Annotated in this window: 14 protein-coding genes; 10 read left to right on the top strand and 4 right to left on the bottom strand. The window is 77.2% G+C overall.

Going from position 1 to position 13,659, the window contains the following annotated elements:
• From GD970_RS13475 to GD970_RS13465, 3 genes are all read left to right on the top strand, one after another.
• The coding region (locus GD970_RS13475; RefSeq protein ID WP_152203414.1) for a DUF4350 domain-containing protein at positions 1-1,184 on the top strand (1,184 nt) is incomplete at its 5' end.
• A 158-nt stretch (positions 1,185-1,342) separates the two neighbouring features.
• Positions 1,343-2,350, top strand: a complete 1,008-nt coding sequence (locus GD970_RS13470) for an AAA family ATPase (RefSeq protein WP_152203423.1) — start codon at positions 1,343-1,345, stop codon at positions 2,348-2,350.
• The gene (locus tag GD970_RS13465; protein ID WP_152203413.1) at positions 2,350-3,642 is read left to right on the top strand and encodes a DUF58 domain-containing protein; all 1,293 of its coding nucleotides are present in this window, start codon (positions 2,350-2,352) and stop codon (positions 3,640-3,642) included. Before GD970_RS13470 ends, GD970_RS13465 begins: the two co-directional genes overlap by 1 nt.
• A gap of 12 nt (positions 3,643-3,654) precedes the next feature.
• Here the strand turns inward: GD970_RS13465 and GD970_RS13460 are convergent, their stop codons facing one another.
• The gene (locus GD970_RS13460; protein ID WP_152203412.1) at positions 3,655-4,098 is read right to left on the bottom strand and encodes a hypothetical protein; all 444 of its coding nucleotides are present in this window, start codon (positions 4,096-4,098) and stop codon (positions 3,655-3,657) included.
• 358 nt (positions 4,099-4,456) lie between these two features.
• Here GD970_RS13460 and GD970_RS13455 point away from each other — a divergent pair, with 358 nt between their 5' ends.
• A complete protein-coding gene (locus tag GD970_RS13455; protein WP_226925341.1) occupies positions 4,457-5,152 on the top strand; it encodes a hypothetical protein in 696 nt (231 codons plus the stop codon).
• A 31-nt stretch (positions 5,153-5,183) separates the two neighbouring features.
• On the top strand, positions 5,184-5,864 hold the full coding sequence (locus GD970_RS13450) for an ATP-binding protein (RefSeq protein WP_211489724.1): 681 nt from the start codon (positions 5,184-5,186) through the stop codon (positions 5,862-5,864).
• Between the two features lie 66 nt (positions 5,865-5,930).
• Here the strand turns inward: GD970_RS13450 and GD970_RS13445 are convergent, their stop codons facing one another.
• Complete coding sequence (locus GD970_RS13445; RefSeq protein ID WP_152203410.1) at positions 5,931-6,926, bottom strand: stage II sporulation protein M; 996 nt, start codon at positions 6,924-6,926, stop codon at positions 5,931-5,933.
• Positions 6,927-6,944: 18 nt separating this feature from the next.
• Here GD970_RS13445 and GD970_RS13440 point away from each other — a divergent pair, with 18 nt between their 5' ends.
• Complete coding sequence (locus GD970_RS13440) at positions 6,945-7,808, top strand: RDD family protein (RefSeq protein ID WP_152203409.1); 864 nt, start codon at positions 6,945-6,947, stop codon at positions 7,806-7,808.
• Positions 7,809-8,020: 212 nt separating this feature from the next.
• On the opposite strand, the gene GD970_RS13435 is transcribed toward GD970_RS13440, so the two are convergent.
• Entirely contained in the window at positions 8,021-8,704 is a 684-nt protein-coding gene (locus tag GD970_RS13435) for a putative glycolipid-binding domain-containing protein (RefSeq protein ID WP_226925342.1), read from the bottom strand.
• Positions 8,705-8,709: 5 nt separating this feature from the next.
• A complete protein-coding gene (locus GD970_RS13430; protein ID WP_152203408.1) occupies positions 8,710-9,228 on the bottom strand; it encodes an isochorismatase family protein in 519 nt (172 codons plus the stop codon).
• A gap of 177 nt (positions 9,229-9,405) precedes the next feature.
• On the opposite strand from GD970_RS13430, the gene GD970_RS13425 reads away from it, so the two are divergent.
• From GD970_RS13425 to GD970_RS13410, 4 genes are all read left to right on the top strand, one after another.
• Complete coding sequence (locus tag GD970_RS13425; protein ID WP_152203407.1) at positions 9,406-10,056, top strand: TetR/AcrR family transcriptional regulator; 651 nt, start codon at positions 9,406-9,408, stop codon at positions 10,054-10,056.
• A 14-nt stretch (positions 10,057-10,070) separates the two neighbouring features.
• On the top strand, positions 10,071-10,988 hold the full coding sequence (locus GD970_RS13420; protein ID WP_152203406.1) for an ABC transporter ATP-binding protein: 918 nt from the start codon (positions 10,071-10,073) through the stop codon (positions 10,986-10,988).
• Positions 10,985-12,634, top strand: coding sequence for an ABC transporter permease (locus tag GD970_RS13415; protein ID WP_152203405.1), 1,650 nt, complete (start codon positions 10,985-10,987; stop codon positions 12,632-12,634). Before GD970_RS13420 ends, GD970_RS13415 begins: the two co-directional genes overlap by 4 nt.
• A gap of 182 nt (positions 12,635-12,816) precedes the next feature.
• Entirely contained in the window at positions 12,817-13,659 is an 843-nt protein-coding gene (locus GD970_RS13410; protein ID WP_152203404.1) for a carbohydrate deacetylase, read from the top strand.

The following is a 13,659-nucleotide window of genomic DNA, read 5'->3' as shown; positions in this document are numbered from 1 at the left end:
CCGCCGCAGGGCCCGGGCCCGCCGCCTCGCCGGGCCCCGCCGCACCACCGGCCGCCCCGGGCGGCCCGCGCACCTGGTGGCGCCGCCACCGGCTCGCCGTCGCCGTCGTCGCGCTCTTCCTGGGCCTGACCCTCCTCGCGTACGCGCTGACCACCCACACCTCCACCCGCCCGCTCGCGCCCGACAACGCCCAGCCCGACGGCGCCCGCGCCGCCGCGCAGATCCTCGGCGAGCAGGGCGTGCGGGTGCGCGAGGCCACCTCGCTCGCCCAGGTCGGCGCGCTCGCCGGGCCGGGCACCACCGTGCTGGTCACCGATCTCAGCCTGCTGGGCGAGGAGCAGCGCGCCGGTCTGCTGCGCACCGGCGCCGACCTCGTGCTCGTCGGCGCCACCTTCGGCACCCTCGACGGCTTCGGTGACCTCACCCCCGGCGGGGCCGGCGCGGACCAGCCCGTCCCCGCCCGCTGCGCCGACCCCGACGCCACCGCGGCCGGCGAGGTCTCGTTCACGCGCGGCTCCGTCACCGCCGCCCCGGCCGCGGACGCCGTCGTCTGCTTCCCCGTGGGGACCGAGGGGGCCGGGGCGTATGCGGTGTGGCAGCACGGCGGGCAGACCCTGCGCTACCTCGCCGACGCCCGGCTCATGACCAACGCCCACCTGGCCGAGGCCGGCAACGCGGCGCTGACCCTGCGGATGCTCGGGCACCACCGCGACCTGGTGTGGTACCTGCCCTCCCCGCTCGACGCCGGCGGCTCCGTCGACGCGTCCGTGCCCGCCGTCCCCGTGCGGGCCGCGCTCGTCGGCGCGGCGCTCGCCGCCGCCGTCGTCCTCCTCGCCCTCGCCCGCGGCCGGGCGCTGGGGCCGGTGGTCACCGAGGTCATGCCGGTCGTGGTGCGCGCGGCCGAGACGACCCGCGGGCGCGGCCGGCTCTACCGCCGCTCGCGCGCCTACGACCACGCGGCGGCCGCGCTGCGGGCCGGCACCGCCACCCGTCTGGCCCGCACCCTCGGCGTGCCGGCCTCGGCCGACGCCGCGACGCTGCAGGCCGCCGTCGCCCGCGCCACCCACCGCCCGCCGGAGCAGGTGCGCGACCTGCTGCACGGCGCGCCGCCCGCCGACGACCGTCAGCTGCTGGCCCTGGCCACTGCCCTCGACACCCTGGAAAGCGAGGTTCACCGATCGTGACCCACCCCTACGGTCAGCCGCCCGCCCAGCCCGGCGCCCCGCTGGCACCGGGCCACCTGCCCGCCGCTCCCCAGGGGGCACCGGACCACCGGGCCGGCACCGACGGCCCCGGCAACGGCCACCGCCCCGGCGACGGCCACGCCGCCGGCGCGCACGCCCTGACGCCGGGCGAGACGCACCAGCCCGGCGCGCCCGCCCCGGCGCCCTCCGCCGCGCCGTCGGAGGCCCGCGCCAAGCTCGGGCAGGTGCGCGAGGAGGTGGCCAAGGCCGTCGTCGGCCAGGACGCCGCCGTCACCGGCCTGGTCATCGGCCTGCTGTGCGGGGGCCACGTGCTGCTCGAGGGCGTGCCGGGCGTGGCCAAGACCCTCCTCGTGCGGACCCTGGCGGCCAGCCTCGACCTGGACACCAAGCGGGTGCAGTTCACCCCCGACCTCATGCCCGGCGACGTCACCGGCTCCCTCGTCTACGACGCGCGCACCGCGGAGTTCTCCTTCCGCGAGGGCCCGGTGTTCACCAACCTCATGCTCGCCGACGAGATCAACCGGACCCCGCCGAAGACCCAGGCCTCCCTGCTCGAGGCGATGGAGGAGCGGCAGGTCTCCGTCGACGGCGTCCCTCGGCCCGTGCCCGACCCGTTCATGGTGATCGCCACCCAGAACCCCGTGGAGTACGAGGGGACCTACCCCCTGCCCGAGGCCCAGCTCGACCGGTTCCTCCTCAAGCTCATCCTCCCGCTGCCCGAGCGGGCCGAGGAGATCGAGGTGCTGCGCCGTCACGCCGCCGACTTCAACCCCCGCGACCTCGTCGCCGCCGGCGTGCGCCCGGTGGCCGGCGCGGCGGACCTGGCCGCGGCCCGCGCCGAGGTCGCCCGCGTGCAGGTGGGCCCGGAGGTGCTCGGCTACGTCGTCGACCTCGTGCGCGCCACCCGCACCTCCCCCTCGCTCTCCCTGGGCGTCTCCCCGCGCGGGGCGACGGCGCTGCTCGCCACCGCCCGGGCGTGGGCGTGGCTGTCCGGGCGGTCCTACGTCACTCCCGACGACGTCAAGGCCCTCGCCCACCCCACCCTGCGCCACCGCGTGCAGCTGCGCGCCGAGGCCGAGCTCGAGGGCGTCACCGCCGAGACGGTGCTGGCCGGCGTGCTCGCCGCGGTGCCGGTGCCGCGCTGATGGTCCCCACCGCCCGGGCGGCCGCGCTCGCCGCGGCCGGCGTCGTGCCGGTCGTGCTGTGGCCGCGCTGGGCGACGCTGTGGACGTGGCTGGCGCTCGTGGTGCTCGCCTGCGTCGCGGACGCGGTGCTGGCGGCCCGGCCCCGCGACGTCGTCGTGCGCCGCGAGGTGCCCCACGCCGTCCGCCTGGGCGAGCCGGCGACGTCGACGCTCACCCTGACCCATCCCGGGCCGCGGGTGCTGCGCGCGCTGGTGCGCGACGCGTGGCCGCCCTCGGCGGGTGCGACGGACAACCGCCATCGCGTCGTCGTCCCGCCCGGGGAGCGGCGCCGGGTGCGCACCGCCCTGCTGGCCGCCCGCCGCGGCGACCGCGAGGCCGACCTCGTCACCATCCGGGCGTTCGGGCCGCTGGGCCTGGCGGCCCGGCAGGCCTCCCTGCCCGCGCCCGCCACGCTGCGGGTGCTGCCCGCCTTCGCCTCGCGCCGCCACCTGCCCTCCCGCCTGGCCCGCCTGCGCGAGATGGACGGGCGCGCCGCGGTGCAGGTGCGCGGGCAGGGCACCGAGTTCGACTCCCTGCGCGAGTACGTGATCGGCGACGACGTGCGGGCCATCGACTGGCGGGCCACCGCCCGGCGCGGCGACGTCGTCGTGCGCACGTGGCGGCCCGAGCGGGACCGGCGGGTGCTGCTGGTGCTCGACGTCGCCCGCCTGTCCGCGGCCCGCCTCGGCGACGCCCCGCGCCTGGACGCCCAGATCGAGGCGGCGCTGCTGCTCGGCGCGCTCGCCGCGCGTGCCGGGGACCGGGTGGACCTGGTGGCGGTGGACAGCCAGCTGCGCGCCCGGGTCGCCGGCTCGCACGGGCCCGGGCTGGTCGGTGAGCTGGCCGCCGCCATGGCCCCGCTCGAGCCGTCGCTGGTGGAGCTGAGCTGGCCGCGGGTGACCCAGGTGGTGCGCGACACGCTGTCCCAGCGGGCGCTGGTCGTGCTGCTCTCGGCGCTCGAGCCCTCGGCGGTGACGTCCGGGCTGCTGCCGGTCGCGCAGGCGCTGTCCAAGGACCACACGGTGGTGCTGGCCTCCGCGGCCGATCCCGAGGTGGCGGCGATCCGGCGGGACCGGCACAGCGCCGACGCCGTCTTCGACGCCGCGGCCGCCGAGCGCGGGGAGCTCGAGCGCCGGGCGGTCGCGGCGCGGCTGCGCCGCCGCGGGGTGGAGGTGGTCGAGGCCGGGCCGGACGAGCTGGCCCCGGCGCTGGCCGACACCTACCTCGCCCTCAAGGCGGCCGGGCGGCTCTGAGGCGCGCCGGCGTCAGCGGATGACGCCGATGCGCACGCGCCAGTCGTGGTCGCTGAGCTCGTTCCGGGTGAAGGTGTAGTCGTGCACGCGCGGCGGGACGCCGTCCGAGCGCAGCTCGATGCCGTAGTCGGCGGCGCCGGGCACGTGCTTGAAGGTCACCGACCAGTCGCACCCGAGGTTGGACTTGTGCGGCGCCCCCTCGAGGGACCTCTTCGCCAGTGGCTTGCCCTTCTCGTCACGCAGCTGGACCGAGGCGGCCGCGAAGAAGGTGTCGCTGTAGTCGATCGACCCGCAGTCCGCGTTGGGCCCCGCCATCGCGTCCGAGACCACCACGGTCAGCTCGGAGATCGGGCGGCGCACCTCCGTGCCGGTATGCGCCCCCGCCGTGATGAGACCCGCGCCCACCAGCACCACCGCCCCCGCCCCCACCAGCTGCCAGCGCAGCGACCGCCTCATCGCGACCACCTCCAGCCCCCCGCGCCACGTGGCGCCGCCCCGCTGCGGCAGGCCACGCACGCCTGGCCATCACGTGTTGACGATAGCCGCGCCGCCCCTGCCGGGAGGGGGATGACGCGCCCTTTTCGTCAGGTGAGACGCGGCGTGTCGCTCCGGCGTGTCGCGGGGGCGCTCGTTTCGGCACAAGCGCGCCGGCGGATCCGCCGGCACGCGTGAGGGGGCCTGCGACGGCACATCTCCGGACCCCGCGGCCGCCGACGCGCGCAGCGCATCTCCGGACCCCGCGGCCGCCGACGCGCCACACTGGCGTCATGCCGCTCTCGCACCGCGCCGTGCCCGCCGCTCCCGGCGGACCGCGATGAGGCGGGCCGGCACGCCGTCGTGGTTGCTGAGCGTCGCGACCAGCACCGAGCCGGCGCCCGAGCTGTACGTGCGCGACGCGCTCGGCCTGGACACGACGGCGGAGCCGACGTCGCCGCCCCGGCTCGACCCGCCGCCCCCCGACCGCCGCCACCTGCTCGGCCCGGCCGAGCGCGTCGAGGCGTCGGCGCAGTGGCCGCGGTGGTGGCGCGAGACCTTGCGCCTGCAGGCGCGCTTCCACGACCCGGACGAGGAGCCGCGGGACGTCGAAGCCTGGCTCCGCGCCCACGCGGAGGAACGCGGGCGCCTCGTCGGCGAGCCGCCGGACTTCGCGGGGCTGGCCTCCTCCCCGGCGCTGCGCCGCGCCGTCGTCGCGCTGCACACGGAGGCGGTCCGGTGGCGGCCGCACCGAGCGCGCCCCGAGTTCGACGAGGCGGGCGGCCTCGCCGCGGACGCCCGCGAGGTCGCCGAGTCGGTCATGGCCGCGCACGACGTCGCTCCCGACCAGGTCCGCGGCTCGCTGCTCGGGCTCGCCGTGCCGGGCACCTGGTGGGTGCTGGTCGAGCCGGGAGTCATCGCCTGCTCGCTGGCCTGCCTGGAGGACGCGGACCTCGCACCGGTGCTCGTCCGCGAGGCGTTCGAGTCACGGCTGCGCGGCGGGCCCGCTCCCCGGCGACCCGGCACGCACCGGTGACCGCGCTCCGCCCTGCCCTGGGGAGATCCTGATGCCGAGCTCGGACGCGTCGACGTGGGTCAACACCACCCACGACTGGGCCGCGGGCGTCGACCGCCCGCATCTGGCCGCCATCCGCCGCGACCCTGGCCGGTACGCGCCCGGCGGCGCGGTGCACCTGGTCCTGGAGGTCCTGGCCTACGCCGACGACGAGGCCGAGGCGCTGGGCCGACGAGGACGCTGCGCCGTCACCGTCCAGCAGGACGGCTCGATCCGGCTCGCCGACGACGGCCGCGGCACCGACACGCGGCGCGACGACACCGGGCGGGCCATCAAGAAGCCCGTGATGGCGACCAAGGACCTGCGCTTCTTCGACGGCGACCACGGCATCCTGCTCCCCGATGGTCACCCTCGCCGCGGGATGTCGGTGGTCGCCGCCCTGAGCCGGTGGCTGGTCCACACCAACCGCCGCGCCAACGGCGCCTGGTCACAGCGCTACGAGCACGGCCTTCCCGTGACGGACCTTGTCCCGCTCGACCACGGGCCTGGTGCCGCCGCTGGGACCGGCACGGGCACCGGCACCGGCACCGGCACCGGCACCGGCACCACCGTCCACTTCCTGGTCGATCGCCACCTCGTGGCCAGGCCGACCACCACCGCCGCCGAGATCCGCGCCGCCGCGCGCTTCCGGTCGCTGACGGTCGAGGTCACCACGAGGACGTCGCCCGGCTAGGCAAAGACTGGGCGGCGCGCCGTCGTCGGACCGCGAGGGATCGGACGAGGGATCGGACCGGCGGGCTCAGCCCGCCTGGGCGAGGGTGTGGCCGGCCAGGTCCTGCTCGAGGTCGCCGGTCTCCCCCGCCCGCGCGGCGCGCCGGCCCAGCACGAGGGTGTAGGTCCAGTAGCCGGCGAGCACGAGGGCGCCGACGGCGATCTTCGCCCAGGTGGGCAGCGAGGACGGGGTGACGAAGCCCTCGACGAGCCCCGAGAGGGCGAGCACGAGCACGAGGCCGACCGCCACGGTGATGAGCGCCCGGCCCTCCTCGGCCAGCGCCCGCGACCGGGTGCGCCGCCCCGGCGCCACCGCCGTCCAGAACAGCTTCAGCCCCGTGCCGCCGGCGATGAAGATGGCGGTGAGCTCCATGAGGCCGTGCGGCAGGATCAGCGCGAAGAAGACCCGCAGGTCGCCGAAGACGGCCATGATCGCGCCGGCCTGCCCCACGCCCACGGCGTTGGCGAGGAGCACGTAGACGGGGAACACGCCGGTGATGCCCAGCCCCACGCACTGCGCGGCGATCCAGGCGTTGTTGGTCCACACCTGCGCGGCGAAGTCGGGCGCGGGGTAGTTCGAGTAGTACGCCGCGAAGGCCTCCTGGGCGTACTGCTCCAGCTCGGCGGGGCTGCCCAGCTGGGCGATGACCGCCGGGGTGCGCGCCGTCCAGAAGCCCACGACGACGGCGATGCCGATCCAGGCCACCATCACCGCGACCGTCCACCACCGCACCCGGTAGAAGGCGGTGGGCAGGGTGATGGTGAAGAAGCGCGCCAGGTCGGCCAGGCGCAGCTCGTGGGTCCCGGCCACCCGCCCGCGGGCCTGGCCGAGCAGGCCGGAGAGCCGCCCGACCAGGTAGGGGTCGGGGGCGGAGGTGCGCACGGCCGAGAGGTGCCCGGCGGTGGCCTGGTAGAGGCGCACCAGCTCGTCGGCCTCCGGGCCGGTCAGCCGGCGCTGCTTGCTCAGCTGCTCGAGGCGGTCCCACTCGGCGCCGTGCACCAAGGCGAAGGCGTCGGTGTCCACACCGGTACCCTGCCACACATGACGACCCCCTCCCGCCGCCCCGGCCCGGAGGCCGCCCTCGCGCGCGCCCGGTTGCAGGAGGACCTCATCGTCACCGGTGAGGCGGTCGCGCTGGACATCCGGCCGACGTCGGTGGGCATGCGGGTGCTGGGCGGGCTGGTCGACGCCGTGGCGTACCTCCTCGGCGCGGTCGGGCTGCTCGTCCTCGCCGCCCGGCTGCTCTCCGGCCTCAACGAGGCCCAGCTCGGCGTGGTGCAGGTGACCACGTTCGCCGTCGTCATGGTCATCGCCCCCACGGTGATCGAGACGCTCACCCGCGGGCGCTCGCTGGGCAAGTGGGCCACCGGCACCCGCGTCGTCCGCGACGACGGCGGCCCGGTGCGGCTGCGCCACACGCTCGTGCGGGCGCTGGCCGGGGTCGGGGAGCTGTGGCTGACGGCCGGGTCGGTGGCGGTGGTGGCCGCGGCGGTCAACCGGCGCGGCAAGCGGCTGGGCGACCTGCTCGCCGGCACCTACGCCGTGCGGGTGCGTGGCGGGGCCCGGCCGCCGGCCCCGCTGGCCATGCCGCCGGAGCTGGCGGCCTGGGCCGCCGGGGCGGACATCCGCGCCCTGCCCGACGGGCTGGGCCTCTCCGTGCGGACCTTCCTCGGGCGCGACTCGATGACGCCGCAGCGCCGCGCCGAGCTCGGCGCCCGCCTCGCCGCCCAGGTGGAGCCGTTCGTGGCGCCGCCCCCGCCGTGGGGCACCCCGCCGGAGCGCTTCCTCACCGCGGTGCTGGTGGCCCGCCGAGACCGGGAGTACGCCGCCGGCCTGCGTGCCCAGGAGCGCGAGCGGGCGGAGGCGGCCCAGATCGGGCGGCTGCCGTTCGAGATCCGCGGCTGAGCTTCACCCGCGCCGGTCCCCAGACACGCCCGGATGCGCCTCGCGGTGGGCCGGATCGCTGAGGGGTAAAGAACGTCAGGCTATTCCTGACGTTCTTTACCCCTCAGCACGTGCCCTATGGGGCAGCCGCCTCACCGGCTGAACGTCCACGCCGCGGGCCGGCCGCTCGGCGTGCCAGCACCGCTCACCCCCGGACGCGGCGGTCCGCCTCGTCACACCTCGCGGGCGGCCAGGCCGGGATAGCTCACGAGCAGCCCCGAGGCGTCGAACCGCAGCTCGGCGGCCACGTCGAAGGCGGGCGCCGCGTAGGCGTACCGGCCCTCCCCCGGCAGGCGCTCGTAGCTCTGCGCCAGCCGCTCGACGGCGAGGAACGGCACCCGGACGTATGCCGCGGGAGCCTCGGCACGCTCGCCCGGCGCGAGGCCCAGCCGGTGCACGGGCAGGGCGTTGGTCAGCACGGAGGACTCCAGGTCCAGGTCCAGGCAGCCCTGCAGCTGGGGGGCGGTGCGCCCGTCCACCCGCCACGAGCCGGTGCCGTCCGCCTCCACCTCGAGGTGGAAGAGCCCCGACGTGGACCGCGCCGTGATCCGCGCGTGGTGCGTGGTCCAGCTCGCGTCGACCTCCACGAGGTACTCCACCATCCACGTCTCCCCCGCCTCCACGGCGGTCGTGCCGCCCTCGAGGCGCCACCCGGTGCCGTGCGTGCGCAGATAGGCGACCTCGAAGCCGACGCGGGCGCCGGCATGGCGCCAGGCCGCCGTCGTCGGCGGGGGCAGCCAGGCGCCGGCACCGCCCGACGCGCCGACGGCCCGCGCGCCACCCACCGGGGCGGCGCCGGGTGCGGGCACGCCCGCCCGCCACGCCGTGCCGGGTGCCACCGGGTCGCCGGGCCGCATGCCGCTCACGTGAACGTCACGTCGGTGGCGGGCACGACGACGGCCCCCTCGGCGGCCAGCTCCTCCTCCACCGCGCGGGCGAGCTCGGCCGCCGGCGCCTCGTCGTCGAACGTGGCATGGGCCCCGCTGGGGATCGTCACCCGGAAGCCGGCCTGCAGCCCGGCGCGGCCCGTGGCCCGGATGCAGTAGTCGCTCTGCAGCCCGGCCACGACCACGTGGTCGACCCCGCGCTCGCGCAGCGTGGTGACGAGCTCCGGGTCCGCGCCCAGCGCGTCGGAGGCGGACTTGCGCACGAGCAGCTCGCCGTCCCGCACCTCGAACACCAGCGCCCACCCGGCGGACCCGGGCTCGTCGGGATAGCCCCGCGGCCCGTCGTTCTGCACGTGGACGACGACGGCGCCCGCCGCCCGCGCCCGGTCCAGCAGGTCGAGCAGCGCCGGGCGGACCGTGCCCGCCGCCGGCACCGCCCCCTCCCCCTCGAGGAGGTTGCGTTGGGCGTCGACCACCATGAGCGCTGTCGCCATGCCTCAAGTGTGACCCCGCTCACCAGCGACCGCCGCGCCTGCGCACCCTCGCGCAGCGGCAGAGGCGCGGCGCTCGGCCCCCTGCCGCCCGGCGCCTCGAGACGCTCCTCGACAGCCTCCGAGCCGCCTCGCACCGACCTCTCGACACCCACTGAACGCGCGTGTAGTGTACTGAACGTGCGTTCAACGAAGTCCGGCACCCCCGAGGACCTCACCGCCCGGGCCCGCATCCGCGACGCGGCCATCCGCCGCTTCGCCACCGACGGCATGGGCGCCCCGCTGCGGGCCGTCGCGGCCGACGCCGGGGTGAGCCCGGGCCTGATCCTCCACCACTTCGGCTCGCGGGCCGGGCTGCGCGCGGCCTGCGACGAGCACGTCCTCGCGGAGATCCGCGAGAGCAAGACCGCCGTGCTCAACCCCACCGGTGGCACCGGCGCGTTCCTCGCCCAGCTGGCCGGGGTCGAGGGCTACGCCCCGCTGGTCGGCTACGTGCTGCGGTGCCTGCAGGCCGGCGGTCAGCTGGCGAGCGACCTGGTCGACCATCTCGCGAGCGACGCCGTCGGCTACTTCGCCCAGGCCGTGGAGGCCGGCACCATGCGCCCCAGCCGCGACCCGGAGGGACGCGCCCGCCTGCTCACCGAGCAGGCTCTGGGCGCCCTGCTCCTCCAGCTGCCCGCCCGCCAGGAGCACCTCGACCTCGAGACGCTGCCCGCCTGGCTGCACGGGTATCTGAACCGCATCGCCCTGCCCATGCTCGAGCTGCTCACCGAGCCGCTCCTCACCGACGCCACCCTGCTCGAGGCCTACCTGGCCTCGCGCACCGACTGACCCGGAGCCCCCCCATGGTCGACCTCGCGATCGAGGCCCGCGGCCTCGTGAAGTCCTTCGGCACCACCCGCGCCCTCGACGGCTTCTCGCTGCGGGTCGAGCGCGGCCAGGTCGCCGGCTTCCTCGGGCCCAACGGCGCCGGGAAGTCCACCACCATCCGCGTGCTGCTCGGCATGCTGCGCGCCGACGGCGGCACCGCGGCCGTGCTGGGGCGCGACCCGTGGGCCGACGCCGTCGAGATCCACCGCCGCACCGCCTACGTGCCCGGCGACACGAACCTGTGGTCGAACCTGACCGGCGGGGAGGCGATCGACCTGCTCACCCGGCTGCACGGCGCCGAGCGCCCGCGCCGGCGCGCCGAGCTGCTCGAGCGCTTCGAGCTGGACCCGACCAAGAAGGCCCGGGCCTACTCCAAGGGCAACCGGCAGAAGGTGGCCCTGGTCGCCGCCCTGGCCTCGGACGCCGAGCTGTTCCTGCTCGACGAGCCGACCTCCGGCCTGGACCCGCTCATGGAGGCGGTCTTCACCGACGAGGTGCGCCGGCTGCGCGACGAGGGCCGCACGGTCCTGCTCTCCAGCCACATCCTCGCCGAGGTGGAGAAGCTCTGCGACACCGTGACGATCATCCGCGCGGGCCGCGACGTGGAGTCCGGCACCCTGGCCCATCTGCGCCACCTGACCCGCTCCACCGTCACGGCCACCACGGCGGCGGACCCGGCCGCGCTGCGCACCGCGCCGGGCGTGCACGACTTGGCGTTCGACGACGGCTTCCTCACCTTCGACGTCGACTCCGCCGAGGTGCCCGCCGTCCTGCGGGTCCTCGCGGACGCCGGCGTGGAGAACCTCACCATCGCCCCGCCCTCGCTGGAGGAGCTGTTCCTGCGCCACTACGGCGACGAGGTGCGCGAGCACGCCGAGGTGGGCGTCCGATGAGCGCCACCGCGGTGGCGCCCGCCGTGCCCCGGCCGGCCGTGACCCGCGAGCCGTGGGCCGGCACCGGCACGCTGCTGCGGCTGTACCTGCGCCTGGACCGGGTGCGCGTGGCGGTGTGGGTGCTCGCCCTGACCCTCACCGTCGCCGGCACCGTGCCCGCGCTGCAGGCGGCCTACCCCGACGCCGCCGCGCGCCAGACCCGCGCGGCCCTCATGTCCAACCCCTCGGCCGTGCTCATGACCGGACCGGCCTTCGGGGTGGACGACTACACCTTCGGCGCCATGGTCGCCAACGAGCTCAGCCTCACCGTCCTCGTCGCGACGTCGATCATGGCCGTCCTCCTCGTGGTGCGGCACACCCGCGCCGACGAGGAGGCCGGCCGCACCGAGGTCCTGCGCGCGCTGCCCGTGGGCCGCTTCGCCCCGGCGACGGCGGCGCTGCTGTTCGTCACCGTCGCCACGTTCGGCGTCGGCGCGGGGGTCGCGGCGGGCCTGCTCGCCGGTGGGCTCGAGGCGGCCGGTGCGGCGGCCATGGGCCTCGGCGCCGCGCTGACCGGGCTGGTCTTCGGCGCCGTCGCGGCCGTGACCACCCAGGTGACGGCGCACGCGCGCGGCGCCTCCGGTCTCGCCCTGGCGGTGCTGGGCGCGGCGTTCCTCGTCCGCGGCGTCGGCGACATCATGGAGACCGGCGGGTCGTGGCTGTCGTGGTTCTCCCCGCTGGCCTGGGCGCAGCAGACCCGCCCGTTCGTCGCGCTGCGCTGGTGGCCCCTCGCCCTCTCGCTCGCCGCGGTCCTCGTGCTGCTGGCCGCGGCCGTGGCCCTGGCGCAGCGCCGGGACCTGGGCGCCGGGCTGCTGCCGGGCCGCCCCGGCCCGGCCGGCGCCCGCCCCGCCCTGCTCTCCCCCGCCGGCCTGGCCGCGCGGCTGCTGCGCGGGTCGTTCCTCGGCTGGGCGGTGGGGCTGTTCTTCTTCGCCGTCGCCTTCGGCACCCTCGCCCGCTCGCTCGAGGACGCGGTGGCCGACCTGCCGCAGATCGGCGAGTGGATCGGCGCCGGGTCCCTGCTCGCGGACATGACCGCCACCTTCGCCGCCGCGATGCTGTCCTACCTCGCGCTGGGCGTCGCGGCGTTCGCCGTCGGGGCGGTGCTGCGCCTGCGCGCCGAGGAGGAGGCGGGCCGCGCCGCGCTCGTCCTGACGGCCGGCGCCTCCCGGGCGCGGTGGCTGGCCGGGTGGCTCGCGACGGTGCTGGCGCAGAGCGTGGCGCTCCTCGTGCTCTCCGGCCTGGGCCTGGGCCTCGGCGTGGCGGCGGCGACCGGCGACGGCGGCGCCGTCGGCCGGCTCACCGCCGCGGCCCTCGCCTACCTGCCGGCGGTGCTCGCCACGGCGGGCCTCGCCGTCGCCCTGCTCGGGGTGGCGCCGCGGCTGGCGTCGCTGGCCTGGGCGGTGGTGACGTACGCGATCTTCGTGGCGTGGTTCGGCCCGCTGCTGGGCATGGCCGGCTGGGCGCAGGACATCTCGCCGGTCGGGCTGACCCCGGACGTGCCGGTCGCGGACGCCGCCGTCGGGCCGCTCGTGCTGCTCACCGGGGTGGCCGCGGTGCTGGTGGCGGCCGGGTTCGCCGGGTTCCGGCGGCGCGACCTGGCCGGGTGAGGCGCCCCGGCGACGACGGGACGGCGCCCCCCGCGTCCGGCGGGGTGAGGGGGAACACGCTGCGCCGCACCCCCGCGCGCGGTTACCGTCGAAGTCGATCCTCATTCGCCGACAGGTGGCCGTCCGCCGCCGGCGGTACCCTCGACCTGGCGCGGTGACAGCCGCGCGGAAGCCGGAGCACCATGACGCGTCAGCTCGTCGTGACCGCTGACGACCTGGGCCTCGATGCCGAGACCAACGAGACGATCGCGGACCTCGTCGCCAGCGGCCGCGTCACGTCCACGACGCTGATGACCGTCGCCCCCGCCGCCCGCGACGCCGTCGAGCGCGTGCGCGCCGCGGGCCTGCCCGCGCCCCGGCTGCACGTGACCCTGACGAGCGCCCGCGAGATGCGGCCGTGGCGCCCGCTCGCCGACGGCGTCGCCACGCTCACCGATCCCGACGGCGCCTTCCACACCGATCCCGGCCGGCTCGCGGGCGCGGCCACCCCGGCCGACGTCGACCGGGAGATGACGGCGCAGCTGGCGTGGATGCACGAGGCCGGGCTGCGGCCCACCGGCCTGGACTCCCACTCCGGCAGCCTCTACGGCACCCGCGGCCGGGCCCTGCTGCCCGCCGCGCTGCAGTTCTGCGCGGACAACGGCCTGGCCTTCCGGCTGCCGCGGCGCCTGCCCCGCCTCGTCGACGCGGCCTGGCGCGGCAAGGTCCGCCGCCGCTACGACGAGGGCGTGGCGGCCGCGGCGGCGGTGGGCGTGCGGCTGCCCGAGGCCCTGGTCGGCTGCTGGCTGCCGGGCCGGCTGCTCCTGGGCGGCTACGCCCAGCTGCGCGCCGGGGTGCTCAACCAGCTGCGCCACCTGCCCGAGGGCGTCTCCGAGCTCATCCTCCACCCGGCCCCGGCGCGCGCCGCGCGCCGGCTCGACCGGGCCGAGGGGCGCAAGCGCGTGTGGGAGCTCCGCCTGCTGCGCGACCCGGTGTTCTGGCGCGCGCTGCGCAGCGAGGGCATCGGGCTGGTGCCCGCCTGGTAG

The organism is Georgenia thermotolerans, assembly GCF_009193185.1.
GTDB classification, from domain to species: Bacteria; Actinomycetota; Actinomycetes; order Actinomycetales; family Actinomycetaceae; genus Georgenia; species Georgenia thermotolerans.
Note: the sequence above shows the minus strand (reverse complement) of the source record. Positions and strands in the feature narration are given on the sequence as shown.